Raw genomic sequence first — 13,985 nt, forward strand, 5'->3', positions numbered from 1 at the left:
GGTGGCAGCATGGACCAGGTGAGTGTTGCTCCCACAGAGATCGAACGCACTGAGTCGGCCGAGGAAACCTTCGCCGTACCCGAGCCCGACGTGCCGTGGGTGACGCTCGTCCATAACGACCCCGTCAACCTGATGAGCTACGTCACCTATGTCTTCCAGGCCTATTTCGGCTACCCCAAGGACAAGGCGCACAAGCTGATGCTCGACGTTCATCACAAGGGACGCGCCGTCGTCTCCAGCGGCACCCGCGAGGAGATGGAGCGTGACGTGCAGGCCATGCACGGTTACGGCCTGTGGGCGACCCTCTCCCAGGACCGCGGCTGATGTCGGGGCACTTCGAGCCGATCCCCGGCGGCGGCGCCGCTGTCGCGCTCGACGAGGTCGAGATCTCCATCCTGCGCTCGCTGGCCGTGCAGCTGCTTGAGCTGATCGGGCCGGGCGACGAGCCGGTCGAGGGGGAGGATCCGCTGAACGCGCTCTTCGCCGAGGGCCCGAGCGAGCCGCCCGCCGACCCGGCGCTGGCCCGGCTCTTCCCGGAGGCGTACGCAGGTCCCGACGCCGACGAGGCGGACGAGGAACTGCGTGCCGCCTCCGCGGAGTTCAGGCGGTTCACCGAGAAGGACCTGCGTTCCCGCAAGCGCGACGACGCGCTGTGTCTCGTACGCACCCTCGACTCCCTCACCGCGGTCGGCGAGGGGGGCGCCGTGCTCAAGCTGACCGCCGACGACTGTCTGCACTGGCTCGGCGCGCTCAATGACCTGAGGCTGACCATCGGCACCCGGCTCGAGGTCACCGACGAGGACGAGAACGACGATCTGTACCGGCTGCCGGACTCCGATCCGCGCAAGCCGATGGTGATGGCGTATCTCTGGCTCGGCGCGCTCCAGGAGACGCTCGTCGAGACCCTGATGTCCTGAGTCGTCCCGCTGGATGCCCCGAGTCGTCCTTCTGTTGTTCGCTCAACGGACACTCAAATCCGGATAACGATCGCGTCACCGCATCGGCATGCTTTGCCATGCCGATGGAATTTTGTCCGGTTCTTTCTGTGGTGTGCGCCACAGCGCCTGGGCTCATCGCTGCTGCAACCGTGATAAATCTTCACGACCGCCCGGGGACGCCACCCATGTCGCCGGGGGCGCTTGGACCGGCTGACCGCCGGTGGCACTCCATCCACATCCGGGGGGATCAGGACCTGATCCGCAGTCGCGCGGCACTCGCAGCGGACGCGGATCAGCATGGAGAAAGGGCGCATCACCATGACCTCACTGCAGGTCGACAAGCAATACGACGGCAATGAGGCCCAGGGGTCCGCAGCAGGCGCGGACGAGGGCTACCAGCGGGGACTGGGTGCCCGTCAGATCCAGATGATCGCGATCGGCGGTGCCATCGGCACCGGCCTGTTCCTCGGCGCGGGCAAGGCCATCTCCAAGGCCGGACCCAGCCTCATCCTGGCCTACGCCATCGCGGGCCTGGTCATCTTCTTCATCATGCGGGCGCTGGGCGAGCTGCTGATGTACCGCCCGGTCTCGGGGTCCTTCTCCGAGTACGCGCGCGAGTTCGTCGGCCCCTTCGCGGGCTTCGTCACCGGCTGGACGTACTGGCTCTTCTGGGTCGTCACCGGCATCACCGAGGTCACCGCGGCCGCGCAGTACATGTCCTTCTGGACCCATGACGGCTTCCCGCAATGGGCGTACGCGCTGATCTTCACGGTCATTCTGTACGCCGCGAACCTGATCTCCGTGAAGCTCTTCGGCGAGCTGGAGTTCTGGTTCTCGATGGTCAAGGTGACGGCCATCGTCGGCATGATCCTGATCTGCGCCGGCATCCTCACCATCGGCTTCTCCGACGCCGCCGACACCGCGACCGTGTCCAACCTCTGGAACGACCGCGGCTTCTTCCCCGAGGGCATCGGCGGCACGCTGATGACGCTGCAGATCGTGATGTTCGCCTTCCTCGCGGTCGAGCTGGTCGGCGTCACCGCCGGCGAGTCCAAGGACCCGGAGAAGACGCTGCCCAAGGCCATCAACACCGTGCCGTGGCGCATCGCCGTCTTCTACATCGGCGCGCTGATCATGATCCTCTCGGTCGTCCCGTGGGCCGAGTTCCAGCCGGGCGTCAGCCCGTTCGTCGCGGCCTTCGAGAAGATGGGCCTCGGCGTCGGCGCCGCGATCGTGAACTTCGTCGTTCTGACCGCCGCCCTGTCGTCCTGCAACTCCGGTATGTACTCCACCGGCCGCATGCTGCGCGACCTGGCGCTCAACGGGCAGGGCCCGAAGTTCTTCACCAAGCTGACGAAGAGCGGCACCCCGCTCATCGGCACCACGGTCTCCGCCGCGCTGATGCTGGTCGGCGTGTGGATCAACTACGTCGCCCCGGGCAAGGCCTTCGACTATGTCGTCTCCTTCGCCACCATCTCCGGCATGTGGGCCTGGATCATGATCCTGGTCTGCCAGATCCGCTACCGCGCCAAGGCGGACCGCGGTGGGCTGCCGCAGTCCACGTTCAAGGCGCCCGGCGCGCCGTGGTCCAGCTGGTTCGCCCTGCTCTTCATCGGCATGGTCATCGTGATGATGGGCGTCGACAAGGACGCACGGATCTCGCTGTACTGTGCGCCGCTGTGGGCCCTGATCCTCGGCGTCACCTACCTGGTGCTGAAGTCCCGCAACCCCGAGGGTGCGGCCTTCAACAAGCGCTGACGCAGGACCCCCGGTCCAGCATCCGGGCAGGCCCGTACCGCTCTTCGGTACGGGCCTGCCCTCCTGTCTATCCTGTCGCTCATGCTGACCATCACCGAGGCCCTGTACGACCAGATCGTCGCGCACGCCCGCGCCGACCACCCCGACGAGGCCTGCGGCATGGTCGCGGGCCCCGAGGGCAGCGGCCGCCCCGAACGCTTCATCCCCATGCTGAACGCCGCCCGTTCGCCCACGTTCTACGAGTTCGACTCGGCGGATCTGCTGAAGCTCTACCGGGAGCTGGACGACCGCGACGAAGAGCCGGTGATCATCTACCACTCGCACACCGCGACCGAGGCGTACCCCTCCCGTACGGACATCTCCTACGCCAATGAGCCCGGCGCGCACTACGTCCTGGTCTCCACCGCCGACGCCGACGAGGCGGGCCCCTTCCAGTTCCGCTCGTTCCGCATTGTGGAGGGCGAGGTCACCGAGGAGGAGGTCAAGGTCGTCACGGCGTACTGACTGCCCACATGCTGGGCCGGTTATGTCCATCATGCGAGATCACATTCCGGAACCCGGACGGGGAATCGTTACGATGACCGCATGGTTCCCCATGACGTGAGCGACAGGACGCCGAGCACCGTGCTGCTCGTGGCGCGGCTGCACGTCGACCTGTGCCGTCTCGCCAGCGCGATGTGTACGGCCCGCGCTGCGCTCTGAGCGCATCGACCGCACCACCCCCTGCGCGGGGGGCCTGAGCCGCGCGCACCTACGCAACCCCCGCCACACTCCCGACAGGAGCCCATGTCATGGCCATCGAGGTCCGCATCCCGACCATCCTCCGCACCTACACCGACGGCTCGAAGGCTGTCGAGGGGAGCGGGGACACTCTCGCCGAGCTCTTCGCCGACCTCGAGACCCGGCACAACGGCATCCGGGAGCGCATCGTCGACGGCGACCAGCTGCGCCGCTTCGTCAACGTCTACCTGAACGACGAGGACGTCCGCTTCCTCGACGGCATCTCCACCAAGCTCGCCGACGGCGACAGCGTGACCATCCTTCCTGCGGTCGCCGGTGGCATGCGCTGATGCGTTACGACTCCCCGCTCGCGGCGGTCGGCAACACTCCGCTGGTCCGACTGCCGCGGCTGTCGCCCTCGGAGGAGGTCCGCATCTGGGCCAAGCTCGAGGACCGCAACCCGACGGGCTCGATCAAGGACCGCCCGGCGCTCCACATGATCGAGCAGGCGGAGAAGGACGGCCGTCTGACGCCGGGCTGCACGATCCTCGAGCCGACGTCGGGCAACACCGGAATCTCCCTTGCCATGGCGGCGAAGCTCAAGGGCTACCGCATTGTGTGCGTGATGCCGGAGAACACGAGCGAGGAGCGCCGCCAGCTTCTGGCGATGTGGGGCGCGGAGATCATTTCCAGCCCGGCGGCGGGCGGTTCCAACACGGCGGTCCGCGTCGCGAAGGAACTGGCGGCCGAGAACCCGTCGTGGGTGATGCTCTACCAGTACGGCAACCCGGACAACGCGGGCGCGCACTACGCCACGACCGGCCCCGAGATCCTCGCGGACCTCCCGTCGATCACCCACTTCGTGGCGGGCCTCGGCACGACGGGCACGCTGATGGGCGTCGGCCGCTTCCTGCGTGAGCACGTCCCCGGCATCCGCATCGTGGCGGCGGAGCCGCGCTACGACGACCTGGTCTACGGCCTGCGGAACCTGGACGAGGGCTTCGTCCCCGAGCTGTACGACGCCTCGGTCCTCACCACCCGCTTCTCGGTCGGCTCGGCGGACGCGGTGACCCGCACCCGCGAACTCCTCCAGCAGGAGGGCATCTTCGCGGGCGTCTCGACGGGAGCGGCGCTCCACGCGGCGATCGGCGTCGGCAAGAAGGCGGTGGCGGCGGGCGAGCCGGCGGACATCGTGTTCGTGGTCGCGGACGGCGGATGGAAGTACCTGTCGACGGGGGTCTACACGGCACCGACGACGGAGGCGGCGATCGAAACGCTGCAGGGCCAGCTCTGGGCGTAGCCGGGTGGGGCTTTCCCGCCCGGCCCTCCTGCGGCCCTCGGGCTCCTGTCCGTAGGCCGCTCCCGTAAGCCGCTCCCGTGCGCGGCGAAGCGGGCGCCATCCAGGGGCCCGGGGCCTGCCCCCGTCAGCGGGAAGCGCGGGGCGAGGGGGGAAAGCCTGCGCTCAGGGGGACAGGTGGCGGACCTGGTCCCAGACCGTCGGGTCCACCCTCCCCACCCGCCGCCGGAACTCCCACACCGCCACGTCCCGCAGCTCATCCGTCTCCAGAAAGCTCGGCCTGCCCCGCGCATCCCCCACCGTCCCCGGTGGCAGTGAGATCACGCCCGGCCGTTCCTCGTGGTATCTGCTCGTGATCTTCGCGACCTGCGCCGTCCGGCCGCGTACCGTAAGCACCAGGCACGGCCTGTCCTTCGAGCCCGGACCGTCCTCATAGGGCACGTCCGCCCACCAGATCTCGCCCGGCCGCGGCCGCCGCTTAGGGGCCCGCCCGGGGCCCGTGGGGCGGCCCGGGGGGCGCGTCCGGCCGCGTGGGCGGCGCGTGCCGCGGCCGCGGCCGTCCACCACCGCGGCGACAAGCGCGATCACCACCACCGCGCACACAGCGAGCCACCATGACGTGTCCATACCCCAGACCGTACCGGCGCGCCCCCGCCCCCGGCCCCCTCACCACGAACGCCCGAACCGGTGACAGAGCAGGTGAGTTCCCCCACAACGGCCCGCCCCGGGGAAGCGACCCGACCTTTTGCGCCTTACGCTCGACAAACCGCACGACCCTCCCCCAGCCCTCCCCGTCAACGGAGGTTCAGGCTCCATGAAGCTCACCGTCGTCGGCTGCTCGGGGTCGTTTCCGTCCGCGGAATCGGCCTGCTCGAGCTACCTCGTAGAGGCCGACGGCTTCCGGCTGCTTCTCGACATGGGCAATGGCGCCCTCGGCGAGCTGCAGCGCCACGTCGGTCTCTACGACCTCGATGCCATCTTTCTCAGTCATCTCCACGCGGACCACTGCATTGACATGTGCGCGTACTTCGTGGCCCGCTACTACCGCCACGAGGGCGGCCGCTGCGGAGCCCTCCCGGTCTACGGCCCGGAAGGCACCGAGCAGCGCCTGACCACCGCCTACGCGGACACCCCTTCCGCCTCCTCCATGAGCGAGGTCTTCGATTTCCACACGCTGAAGTCCGGCAGCTTCGAGATCGGCCCGTTCGCCGTCCGTACGGAGAAGGTGAGCCACCCCGTCGAGGCGTACGGCATCCGCGTGGAGCACGGCGGCAAGACCCTGACGTACTCCGGCGACACCGGCGTCTGCGAGCCGCTGCACGAACTCGCCGACGGCGCCGATCTCTTCCTGTGCGAGGCGTCCTTCACGTACGGCAAGGAGGACGTCCCCGGCCTCCACCTCAACGGCCGCGAGGCCGGCGCCCACGCGCAGCGCGCGAACGTCGGCCGGCTCGTACTGACCCACATCCCGCCGTGGACGGACCCCGAGCAGAACCTGGCGGACGCCCGCCTGGTCTACGACGGTCCGACCCAGATCGCGCTCGCGGGCGCGGTCTACGAGGTCTAGGTCTGTTCCAAGGTCTCAACAGCCGAAGCCCTGCCTCTCGTACGAGAGGCAGGGCTTCGGAGGGGATGCGCGAGGCCTACTTGGCCTCCGCCTTCTGCAGCTCCGCAAGCTCCTCGTCGGTCTCGCGGCCCGGCGTCGGAATGTTGAACTTGACGATCGCGAAGCGGAAGACCACGTAGTAGACCGCCGCGAAACAGAGCCCGACCAGCGCCAGGCCCCACGGGTTGGACGCGATGCCCAGGTTGAGGAAGAAGTCCACCGCACCGGCCGAGAAGCCGAAGCCGTCCTTCATGCCCAGCGCCCAGGTCAGCGCCATGGAGACACCGGTCAGCACCGCGTGGATCGCGTACAGCACCGGCGCGATGAACATGAAGGTGAACTCGATCGGCTCGGTCACGCCGGTGACGAACGAGGTGAGCGCGAGCGAGAACATCATGCCGCCGATGACCTTGCGGCGCTCCGGGCGGGCACAGTGGACGATCGCGAGACAGGCCGCCGGGAGCGCGAACATCATGATCGGGAAGAAGCCGGTCATGAACTGTCCGGCGGTCGGGTCACCGGCGAGGAAGCGGCCGATGTCGCCGTTCTTGCCCTCGTACGTACCGGCCTGGAACCACGGGAACGAGTTCAGCAGGTGGTGCATGCCGATCGGGATCAGCGCACGGTTGGCGATACCGAAGATGCCCGCGCCCGCCGCGCCGGAGCCGACCAGCCACTCACCGAAGTTGTGCAGACCCGTGCCGAGGACCGGCCAGATCAGGCCGAAGATGATGCCGATGAGCAGGCCCGCGAAGGCGGAGAGGATCGGGACGAGACGGCGGCCGCCGAAGAAGCCCGCCCAGGCCGGCAGCTTGGTCCGGTAGAACTTCTGGTACAGCAGGGCGACGACTATGCCCATCACCACGCCGCCGAGGACCTTGGCGTCCACGGGGGCCTCGGTCATGACGATCTTGCCGTCGACGACCTTGGCGACCTTGTCCAGGTTCGGGTCGGTGAACGTGGCCAGCACGTTCTTGAAGACCAGATAGCCGGTGACGGCCGCGAGTGCGGTCGAGCCGTCCGACTTCTTGGCGAAACCGATCGCGATACCGACGGCGAACAGCAGCGCCATGTTGGCGAGGATCGCGTCGCCGCCGGCCGCCATGTACCCGGCGATCTTGGTGATGAACGTCGGGAACGAGTCCCTGGCAAGCATGTCGGGCTGGCCGAAACGCACCAGGAGCGCGGCGGCGGGCAGCACCGCGACCGGCAGCATGAGGCTGCGGCCGATGCGCTGCATGACAGCCATCACGCCGGCGCCCATCTTCTTCTTGTCCGCCTCGGGGGCGGCGCTAGCCGTGGACATCAACTTCCTCCAATGGGCAAGGCGCCGCCAAGGGGCCATATCACGGGGAGGGCGGCGTCTCAAAGGGGAACGCGGCGACGACCGCGTGGTCTACACCACTGAGTGGTGTAGACCTGTTTTAGCACGTGAGGGCGGGATAAGGAACCGGCGATTTCTGTGGCCTGGGTCATAGTGCGAAATACACGACATAAGGCCCTCGGACGACAGGTCCAAGGGCCTTATGAGGCATTACGGGAGGGCTGCGGGGCCCACCTGCGCGGGATTCCGCTTGAGATTCCGCTTGGGATTTTCGGGGGATCCAGCGGCGGGATTCCGTGCAGGATTACTTGGTGACGTCCCGCTGTACTTCCTCCTCGACCTCCTCCGGTTCGCGCCCCGGCGTCGGGATGTTGAACTTCGTGATCGCGAACCGGAAGATCGCGTAGTACATCACCGCAAAGCCGAGCCCGATCGGAATGATCAGCCAAGGCTTCGTCGCCAGGCCCCAGTTGATGACGTAGTCGATCAGGCCGGCCGAGAAGCTGAAGCCGTCATGGACGCCGAGACCCCAGCTCACCGCCATCGAGACACCGGTCAGCACGGCATGGATCGCATACAGCAGCGGCGCCACGAACAGGAACGAGTACTCGATCGGCTCGGTGATACCGGTGACGAACGACGTCAGCGCGACCGAGAGCATCAGGCCCCCGATCTCCTTACGGCGGTGCGGCTTGGCGCAGTGGGTGATGGCCAGCGCCGCGGCCGGCAGCGCGAACATCATGATCGGGAAGAAGCCCGTGGTGAACTGGCCCGCGTTCGGGTCGCCCGCCAGGAACATGGTGATGTCGCCGTGCACGACCGTGCCGTCCGGCTTGGTGTAGCTGCCGAACTGGAAGAAGATCGGCACGTTCAGGAACTGATGCAGGCCGATCACCAGCAGCGCCCGGTTCGTGAGGCCGAAGAGGCCCGAACCCCAGGCGCCCAGACCCACCAGCCAGTCGCTGAAATTCTCCAGAGCGTTGCCAAGGGGCGGCCAGACCCACAGGGAGAGGACCGCGACCGCGATCGCGACGAAGGACATGATGATCGGGACGAGCCGGCGGCCGTTGAAGAACCCCAGCCAGTCCACCAGCTTGGTGCGGTGGAAACGCTGCCAGAAGTAGGCGGTCAGCAGGCCGATGACGATGCCGCCGAAGACGCCCGGATTCTGGTACGTGAACGCCGCGACCGATCCGTCGGGTGCCTGGCAGCCCAGCGCTGCCGCCTTCGCCCCGCCCACGCAGTCCTCGGGAAACTGGCGCAGGACGTTGTAGTAGACGAGAAACCCCACCACGGCCGCGAGCGCCGTCGAGCCGTCGGACTTCTTGGCCATGCCGATCGCGACGCCCACGCAGAACAGCAGCGGCAGGCCGAGGTTGCCGTCCAGCAGCGCGCCGCCCGCGCCGGCCATCACCTTGGCGACATCGTCCCAGCCGAGGCCGTCCGCGCCGAAGACATCGGGCTGGCCGAGCCGGTTGAGAATGCCGGCCGCGGGGAGGACGGCGATCGGCAGCTGCAGGCTGCGGCCCATTTTCTGCAGGCCTTGGAAGGCGACTGATGTCCACCGCTTCTGCGGGGGTGCGGCAGCGCTGTCGGAGCTCATCCGTCCTCCCGGGACGTGCCTCGTTTGGCAGGTGCTGCAGACTGGTGTAGACCAGTCGCGGTAAGGCCCGTGGGCCCGGTCGCAGGACAGGGCACCGGTGATCGTCATCATTCGGGATGAGATGGTTACTCGCTCGTGAAGATGGTCCAACCGTGCGTTACCGTGACAAAACAGGCCGACTGGTGGGCCGAGGCAGCGCTGAGCGCCCTGCGGGGCCGCTCTTGGAACGCAGGGAGACAGACATGGCCAGCAAGGCTGAGAAGATCGTCGCCGGGCTCGGCGGGATCGACAACATCGAGGAGATCGAGGGCTGCATCACCCGCCTCCGCACCGAAGTCGTGGACGCGAGCAAGGTCGACGAGGCCGCGCTGAAGGCCGCGGGCGCGCATGGCGTGGTGAAGATGGGCAACGCGATCCAGGTTGTCATCGGCACGGACGCCGACCCGATCGCGGCGGACATCGAAGACATGATGTGACCTCGGCGCAGGACTCGGCGTCAGCCCAAGCCCCGGGTCGGGCCCCGGATTCGGCCCCGAACCCGGTCCCGACCCCGGCCTCGGAATCGGCCCGAGTCCAAGCCCCGGCTCCGCCCCCGGCCCAAGCCCCGGTCTCGGTCCGGGTCCCGGTCTCTGGACGCTGAGCCCGCGCCAAGAGGGCCCCGCTCCGCCCGGAGCGGGGCCCTCTCGCACAGCCGCTAGGCTCGACGCCATGTCTCGAATCGACGGCCGCACCCCCGAACAGCTCCGCCCCATCACCATCGAACGCGGATGGAGCAAGCACGCCGAGGGCTCCGTCCTCATCGCCTTCGGCGACACCAAGGTCTTCTGCACCGCCTCCGTCACCGAAGGCGTCCCGCGCTGGCGCAAGGGCAGCGGCGAAGGCTGGGTCACCGCGGAGTACTCGATGCTTCCGCGCTCCACCAACACCCGCGGCGACCGCGAGTCCGTACGCGGCAAGATCGGCGGACGTACGCACGAGATCTCACGCCTCATCGGCCGCTCGCTGCGCGCCGTCATCGACTACAAGGCTCTCGGCGAGAACACCATCGTCCTGGACTGCGACGTCCTCCAGGCCGACGGCGGCACCCGTACCGCGGCGATCACCGGCGCGTATGTCGCCCTCGCCGACGCCGTTGCCTGGGCCCAGACCAAGAAGCTCGTCAGGGCCGGCCGCAAGCCGCTCACCGGGACCGTCGCCGCCGTCTCCGTCGGCATCGTCGACGGCACCCCGCTGCTCGACCTCTGTTACGAGGAGGACGTGCGGGCCGAGACCGACATGAACGTCGTCTGCACCGGCGACGGCCGCTTCGTCGAGGTCCAGGGCACCGCCGAGGCCGAGCCCTTCGACCGCAAGGAGCTCAACGCGCTGCTCGACCTGGCGACCGGCGGCTGCGCCGACCTCGCCACGCTCCAGCGCGATGCCCTTGATCGCACACTCGAAGGGTAAAGAAGCAACCAAGAACGCCCCATCGGGCGTCGTAGGATTCACGGGCGCACGGGCCGAACCGTGCGCCCGTCCGTATCCGGGGAGGACCGTTCCATGCCTGCGCGCCGCCGCATAGCACTCACGCTCGCCACCGCCGCACTGCTCGTACCCGTCGCGGCCGGCTGCAGCGCCATCGACAAGGCTCTCGACTGCGTCGAGACCGCCGACGCGATCGCCACCAGCGTCGACAAGCTCCAGCAGGCGGTCTCCAGCGCCGCCGACGACCCGACGCAGGCCCGCGAAGCGCTCAACGACATCGACACGGAACTGAAGAACCTCAGCGACAAGACCGACAACGCCGACCTGAGCAAGGCCGTCGACGACCTCAACACCGGCGTCGACAATGTCCGCAAGTCGATCGAAAACGGCGACAACACCCCGGACATCAAGCCCGTCACCGATGCGGCGGCCGAGATCGGCAAGGTCTGCACGCCCGGCTAGCCCCCCGATAATCGGGGGCATGACCCGTCTGATCCTCGCCACCCGCAACGCCGGGAAAATCACCGAACTCAGGGCCATCCTCGCCGACGCCGGCCTCAGCCACGACCTCGTCGGCGCGGATGCCTACCCCGACATCCCCGACGTCAGGGAAACCGGCGTCACCTTCGCCGAGAACGCCCTGCTGAAGGCGCACGCCCTGGCTCGGGCCACCGGCCTGCCGGCCGTCGCCGACGACTCCGGCCTCTGCGTCGACGTCCTCGGCGGCGCGCCCGGCATCTTCTCCGCCCGCTGGGCGGGCGGCCACGGAGACGACACCGCCAACCTGAATCTGCTGCTTGCCCAGCTCTCCGACATCGACGACGCCCACCGGGGCGCCCACTTCGCCTGCGCTGCCGCCCTCGCCCTCCCGGACGGTACGGAGCGAGTCGTCGAGGGCCGCCTGCTCGGCACTCTTCGCCATGAGCCGGTGGGCACGAACGGCTTCGGCTACGACCCGATCCTGCAGCCGGAGGGGTACGACGTGACGTGCGCGCAGCTGACCCCGGCGGAGAAGAACGCGATCAGCCACCGGGGCAAGGCGTTCCGGGCGCTGGTCCCGGTGGTGCGGGAGCTCTTGGGCTGACGCCAGAGCGTGAGCATGCGGGAGGGCCGCTCATCTTTGTGAGCGGCCCTCCCGCGGGGGTGCGGCCGGTGGGACTCGAACCCACATGGGATTTCTCCCACGACATCCTAAGTGTCGCGCTTATGCCAATTCAGCAACGGCCGCCGGTCGCGAGCCATCGTAGCGGGATGCCGGTAGCTGTGGCGCGTGCGTTCTGCTGTTCTCACTGACTGCCGCGACGTTTCCCTCCCCGGCACCAGGTATCGGTGATTGCGTGGCAATTGGGGCACAGCAGCCGAAGATTCTGGCGCCGGTCGTCGCTCCAGTCGCCATTGAGGTGGTCGACCTCGAGCGTCATGGGCTTCCCGAACCACTCAGGGCCTGTCCCGCATTCGTCGCATCTTTCCGGAACGCCGATCTCGCGCAGAGCCCGACGCAGCAGTGCGGTCTTCGTGCGACGGCCGTGCTGGTGCTTCACCAGCACTTCTCCCGGCGGCTTGGCCGCCGGGCTGGGCTTGCCCCGCTGGTGGGCCTGTCCGAGGAAGTGCGATGTGTCGATTCCGGACTCCGCGATCAACTGATGGAAGAGCCTGCGGACTCTGGTGTTGTCTGGGCGCTCCAGGACGCGCAGGGCACCCGCTATGGAAGTCGACTGGGCGACTGCCTGCTTCAGTTCGCCGGCGCTCGGCAGTGCCTTGACACCGTGGTGACCGCGCCGGGGTGGTGAAAAGTGTGAGATGTCGATGCCGAAGTGTTCGAAGCGCTTGCGCAGGTGTCGTCGTAGGTTTCCGTACGGCTGTGTGCCCAGAAAGGCGATCACTTCTTCGATGTCGGCGCACTGCTCGGCCGCCTCGGTCAGAAGGTCCCTTGTGTACCGACGCGTCTGGCTCATCGTCAGCTCTTCGTGCTGTGTGAAGCCGTGGCCCGACGCGCCTTGCCCCTGCCGCGATAAGTGTCCGTTGCCGAGTGGCAATTGGGGCAGAGAAAGCGCAGGTTCTCCGGACGGTTGTTCCGCCAGTCGCCGTCGACATGATCTACCTCCAGCGGCAGAGGGCGACCACGCCAGAGCGGCTCCGTGCCGCAGAGCGCGCAGCGTTCCGCAACCCCGAGTGCCGTCATGGCCGGTCTCAGCCGCTCGCTCGGAATGCGGCGGGCGCTTCCGGGGACCTGTTCCACGAGCAGTGCCCGAGGGGTCCGGCGCGACCTCGATTCCCCGGCCCGACTCGGTGGGGTGAAATGCGACGTGTCGATGCCCAGCGTCTTGACCCGGCGGCTGATGTGGGTGTGGTACCCGCCCACTACCTCGAGCCCGAGCCGCCGCAGCACCTCGCACATGCTCGTCGAGGCCGCGACCACCGGCTCCAGGACGTCCCTCGTCCACCGCGCGCCTTCGCGCTCGAAGTGCGAGGTATCCACCCCTGCCTTGCTCATGCGGTCACGGACATAGCGCCTGGTGGAGCTGTTAGGATCCACCCCCAGCTTCGTCAGCGCCTCGGACAGCGTCCGCGACGAACTGGCCGCCTCAGTCAGGCGCTCGAGTGTGTACGGACTCACCCGCATGGTTCCCCTCCGCATCCGGCTGCGTGTTCGCAGCCGTGTTCGCAGCCTCGCACTGAGTAACGAACCGGTTATCGGATGGTCACGCCCGAAATGCGGAATGGCCCGTACCGCTCGCGCAGTACGGGCCATTCCGGAGGTCGCCGTGCTCAGATGCCCAGGTCCTTGATGATCTTGGCGACATGCCCCGTCGCCTTCACGTTGTACAGCGCCCGCTCCACCTTTCCCTCCTCGTCGACCACGACCGTCGAGCGGATCACACCCGTCACCGTCTTCCCGTACAGCTTCTTCTCGCCGAAGGCGCCGTACGCCTCCAGCGTCTCCTTGGACGGGTCGCCGACCAGCGTGACCTTCAGGCTCTCCTTGTCGCGGAACTTCGCCAGCTTCTCCGGCTTGTCCGGGGAGACGCCGATGACGTCGTAGCCCGCGCCCGCCAGCAGCTCCAGGTTGTCCGTGAAGTCGCAGGCCTGCTTGGTGCAGCCGGGGGTCAGTGCCGCCGGGTAGAAGTAGATGATGACCTTCCGGCCCTTGTGGTCCGCGAGCGAGACCTCCTTGCCGTCCGCGTCGGGCAGGGTGAAGGCAGGGGCGGTGTCGCCGGGCTGGAGTCGCTCGCTCATGGTTCTCCTCGAAGAACGTGCTCGGGGGGACGTGCGGG

The 13,985-nt window shown here is 68.0% G+C and carries 18 protein-coding genes and 1 tRNA gene; 12 read left to right on the forward strand and 7 right to left on the reverse strand.

Features of this window, described 5'->3' with window-relative positions:
• The first annotated feature begins 9 nt into the window (after positions 1 to 9).
• The 7 genes from clpS to ACQEVG_RS04280 all read left to right on the forward strand — a co-directional run bounded on the left by clpS (position 10) and on the right by ACQEVG_RS04280 (position 4,716).
• On the forward strand, positions 10 to 324 hold the full coding sequence (clpS, locus tag ACQEVG_RS04250; RefSeq protein WP_432977197.1) for an ATP-dependent Clp protease adapter ClpS: 315 nt from the start codon (positions 10 to 12) through the stop codon (positions 322 to 324).
• Positions 324 to 917, forward strand: a complete 594-nt coding sequence (locus ACQEVG_RS04255) for a DUF2017 domain-containing protein (RefSeq protein WP_432977200.1) — start codon at positions 324 to 326, stop codon at positions 915 to 917. Before clpS ends, ACQEVG_RS04255 begins: the two co-directional genes overlap by 1 nt.
• Before the next feature lie 339 nt (positions 918 to 1,256).
• Positions 1,257 to 2,696 carry an amino acid permease gene (locus tag ACQEVG_RS04260; RefSeq protein WP_432977203.1) on the forward strand — a complete coding sequence of 480 codons (1,440 nt, stop codon included), beginning with the start codon at positions 1,257 to 1,259 and terminating at the stop codon, positions 2,694 to 2,696.
• An 81-nt stretch (positions 2,697 to 2,777) separates the two neighbouring features.
• Positions 2,778 to 3,200, forward strand: coding sequence for a Mov34/MPN/PAD-1 family protein (locus ACQEVG_RS04265; protein WP_432977206.1), 423 nt, complete (start codon positions 2,778 to 2,780; stop codon positions 3,198 to 3,200).
• Between the two features lie 81 nt (positions 3,201 to 3,281).
• Complete coding sequence (locus ACQEVG_RS04270; RefSeq protein ID WP_360872777.1) at positions 3,282 to 3,398, forward strand: putative leader peptide; 117 nt, start codon at positions 3,282 to 3,284, stop codon at positions 3,396 to 3,398.
• 89 nt (positions 3,399 to 3,487) lie between these two features.
• Complete coding sequence (locus tag ACQEVG_RS04275; RefSeq protein ID WP_432977210.1) at positions 3,488 to 3,766, forward strand: MoaD/ThiS family protein; 279 nt, start codon at positions 3,488 to 3,490, stop codon at positions 3,764 to 3,766.
• Positions 3,766 to 4,716: a PLP-dependent cysteine synthase family protein gene (locus ACQEVG_RS04280; RefSeq protein ID WP_404723642.1), complete on the forward strand. Its 951-nt coding sequence runs from the start codon at positions 3,766 to 3,768 to the stop codon at positions 4,714 to 4,716. The genes ACQEVG_RS04275 and ACQEVG_RS04280 overlap by 1 nt, the downstream gene beginning before the upstream one ends.
• 162 nt (positions 4,717 to 4,878) lie before the next feature.
• On the opposite strand, the gene ACQEVG_RS04285 is transcribed toward ACQEVG_RS04280, so the two are convergent.
• On the reverse strand, positions 4,879 to 5,340 hold the full coding sequence (locus ACQEVG_RS04285) for a type II toxin-antitoxin system PemK/MazF family toxin (protein ID WP_432977214.1): 462 nt from the start codon (positions 5,338 to 5,340) through the stop codon (positions 4,879 to 4,881).
• Positions 5,341 to 5,527: 187 nt separating this feature from the next.
• On the opposite strand from ACQEVG_RS04285, the gene ACQEVG_RS04290 reads away from it, so the two are divergent.
• A complete protein-coding gene (locus ACQEVG_RS04290) occupies positions 5,528 to 6,280 on the forward strand; it encodes an MBL fold metallo-hydrolase (RefSeq protein ID WP_432977217.1) in 753 nt (250 codons plus the stop codon).
• Positions 6,281 to 6,356: 76 nt separating this feature from the next.
• On the opposite strand, the gene ACQEVG_RS04295 is transcribed toward ACQEVG_RS04290, so the two are convergent.
• Together ACQEVG_RS04295 and ACQEVG_RS04300 are read right to left on the reverse strand one after the other, a co-directional pair.
• Positions 6,357 to 7,625 (reverse strand): PTS transporter subunit EIIC, encoded by a 1,269-nt coding sequence (locus tag ACQEVG_RS04295; protein ID WP_432977220.1) that lies wholly within the window; start codon positions 7,623 to 7,625, stop codon positions 6,357 to 6,359.
• A 322-nt stretch (positions 7,626 to 7,947) separates the two neighbouring features.
• On the reverse strand, positions 7,948 to 9,246 hold the full coding sequence (locus ACQEVG_RS04300) for a PTS transporter subunit EIIC (protein ID WP_432977223.1): 1,299 nt from the start codon (positions 9,244 to 9,246) through the stop codon (positions 7,948 to 7,950).
• A 242-nt stretch (positions 9,247 to 9,488) separates the two neighbouring features.
• Between ACQEVG_RS04300 and ACQEVG_RS04305 the strand changes: the two genes are divergently transcribed.
• The 4 genes from ACQEVG_RS04305 to rdgB all read left to right on the forward strand — a co-directional run bounded on the left by ACQEVG_RS04305 (position 9,489) and on the right by rdgB (position 11,794).
• On the forward strand, positions 9,489 to 9,722 hold the full coding sequence (locus tag ACQEVG_RS04305) for a glucose PTS transporter subunit EIIB (protein WP_432977226.1): 234 nt from the start codon (positions 9,489 to 9,491) through the stop codon (positions 9,720 to 9,722).
• 232 nt (positions 9,723 to 9,954) lie between these two features.
• Positions 9,955 to 10,692 carry a ribonuclease PH gene (rph, locus tag ACQEVG_RS04310; protein ID WP_432977229.1) on the forward strand — a complete coding sequence of 246 codons (738 nt, stop codon included), beginning with the start codon at positions 9,955 to 9,957 and terminating at the stop codon, positions 10,690 to 10,692.
• Between the two features lie 93 nt (positions 10,693 to 10,785).
• The gene (locus ACQEVG_RS04315) at positions 10,786 to 11,172 is read left to right on the forward strand and encodes a hypothetical protein (RefSeq protein WP_432977232.1); all 387 of its coding nucleotides are present in this window, start codon (positions 10,786 to 10,788) and stop codon (positions 11,170 to 11,172) included.
• Between the two features lie 19 nt (positions 11,173 to 11,191).
• Entirely contained in the window at positions 11,192 to 11,794 is a 603-nt protein-coding gene (gene rdgB / locus ACQEVG_RS04320; RefSeq protein ID WP_432977235.1) for an RdgB/HAM1 family non-canonical purine NTP pyrophosphatase, read from the forward strand.
• A 60-nt stretch (positions 11,795 to 11,854) separates the two neighbouring features.
• Here rdgB and ACQEVG_RS04325 read toward each other — a convergent pair.
• From ACQEVG_RS04325 to bcp, 4 genes are all read right to left on the reverse strand, one after another.
• Positions 11,855 to 11,938: transfer RNA gene (locus ACQEVG_RS04325), tRNA-Leu, on the reverse strand.
• Positions 11,939 to 11,996: 58 nt separating this feature from the next.
• Entirely contained in the window at positions 11,997 to 12,665 is a 669-nt protein-coding gene (locus tag ACQEVG_RS04330) for an HNH endonuclease (RefSeq protein WP_432977238.1), read from the reverse strand.
• A 2-nt stretch (positions 12,666 to 12,667) separates the two neighbouring features.
• Positions 12,668 to 13,333 (reverse strand): HNH endonuclease signature motif containing protein, encoded by a 666-nt coding sequence (locus tag ACQEVG_RS04335; RefSeq protein WP_432977241.1) that lies wholly within the window; start codon positions 13,331 to 13,333, stop codon positions 12,668 to 12,670.
• A gap of 146 nt (positions 13,334 to 13,479) precedes the next feature.
• Positions 13,480 to 13,947 (reverse strand): thioredoxin-dependent thiol peroxidase, encoded by a 468-nt coding sequence (bcp, locus tag ACQEVG_RS04340; RefSeq protein WP_432977244.1) that lies wholly within the window; start codon positions 13,945 to 13,947, stop codon positions 13,480 to 13,482.
• Positions 13,948 to 13,985: the final 38 nt, after the last annotated feature.

This window comes from Streptomyces sp. CA-135486, assembly GCF_050936555.1.
GTDB lineage: Bacteria > Actinomycetota > Actinomycetes > Streptomycetales > Streptomycetaceae > Streptomyces.

What these genes read in the sequence shown, in the direction of transcription:
- bcp (WP_432977244.1), bottom strand. Translation starts at nt 13,947, where the DNA reads ATGAGCGAGCGACTCCAGCCCGGCGACACCGCCCCTGCCTTCACCCTG.
- rdgB (WP_432977235.1), top strand. Translation starts at nt 11,192, where the DNA reads ATGACCCGTCTGATCCTCGCCACCCGCAACGCCGGGAAAATCACCGAA.
- rph (WP_432977229.1), top strand. Translation starts at nt 9,955, where the DNA reads ATGTCTCGAATCGACGGCCGCACCCCCGAACAGCTCCGCCCCATCACC.
- ACQEVG_RS04275 (WP_432977210.1), top strand. Translation starts at nt 3,488, where the DNA reads ATGGCCATCGAGGTCCGCATCCCGACCATCCTCCGCACCTACACCGAC.
- ACQEVG_RS04290 (WP_432977217.1), top strand. Translation starts at nt 5,528, where the DNA reads ATGAAGCTCACCGTCGTCGGCTGCTCGGGGTCGTTTCCGTCCGCGGAA.
- ACQEVG_RS04300 (WP_432977223.1), bottom strand. Translation starts at nt 9,246, where the DNA reads ATGAGCTCCGACAGCGCTGCCGCACCCCCGCAGAAGCGGTGGACATCA.
- ACQEVG_RS04270 (WP_360872777.1), top strand. Translation starts at nt 3,282, where the DNA reads ATGGTTCCCCATGACGTGAGCGACAGGACGCCGAGCACCGTGCTGCTC.
- ACQEVG_RS04330 (WP_432977238.1), bottom strand. Translation starts at nt 12,665, where the DNA reads ATGAGCCAGACGCGTCGGTACACAAGGGACCTTCTGACCGAGGCGGCC.
- clpS (WP_432977197.1), top strand. Translation starts at nt 10, where the DNA reads ATGGACCAGGTGAGTGTTGCTCCCACAGAGATCGAACGCACTGAGTCG.
- ACQEVG_RS04280 (WP_404723642.1), top strand. Translation starts at nt 3,766, where the DNA reads ATGCGTTACGACTCCCCGCTCGCGGCGGTCGGCAACACTCCGCTGGTC.
- ACQEVG_RS04255 (WP_432977200.1), top strand. Translation starts at nt 324, where the DNA reads ATGTCGGGGCACTTCGAGCCGATCCCCGGCGGCGGCGCCGCTGTCGCG.
- ACQEVG_RS04295 (WP_432977220.1), bottom strand. Translation starts at nt 7,625, where the DNA reads ATGTCCACGGCTAGCGCCGCCCCCGAGGCGGACAAGAAGAAGATGGGC.
- ACQEVG_RS04265 (WP_432977206.1), top strand. Translation starts at nt 2,778, where the DNA reads ATGCTGACCATCACCGAGGCCCTGTACGACCAGATCGTCGCGCACGCC.
- ACQEVG_RS04260 (WP_432977203.1), top strand. Translation starts at nt 1,257, where the DNA reads ATGACCTCACTGCAGGTCGACAAGCAATACGACGGCAATGAGGCCCAG.
- ACQEVG_RS04315 (WP_432977232.1), top strand. Translation starts at nt 10,786, where the DNA reads ATGCCTGCGCGCCGCCGCATAGCACTCACGCTCGCCACCGCCGCACTG.
- ACQEVG_RS04335 (WP_432977241.1), bottom strand. Translation starts at nt 13,333, where the DNA reads ATGCGGGTGAGTCCGTACACACTCGAGCGCCTGACTGAGGCGGCCAGT.
- ACQEVG_RS04305 (WP_432977226.1), top strand. Translation starts at nt 9,489, where the DNA reads ATGGCCAGCAAGGCTGAGAAGATCGTCGCCGGGCTCGGCGGGATCGAC.
- ACQEVG_RS04285 (WP_432977214.1), bottom strand. Translation starts at nt 5,340, where the DNA reads ATGGACACGTCATGGTGGCTCGCTGTGTGCGCGGTGGTGGTGATCGCG.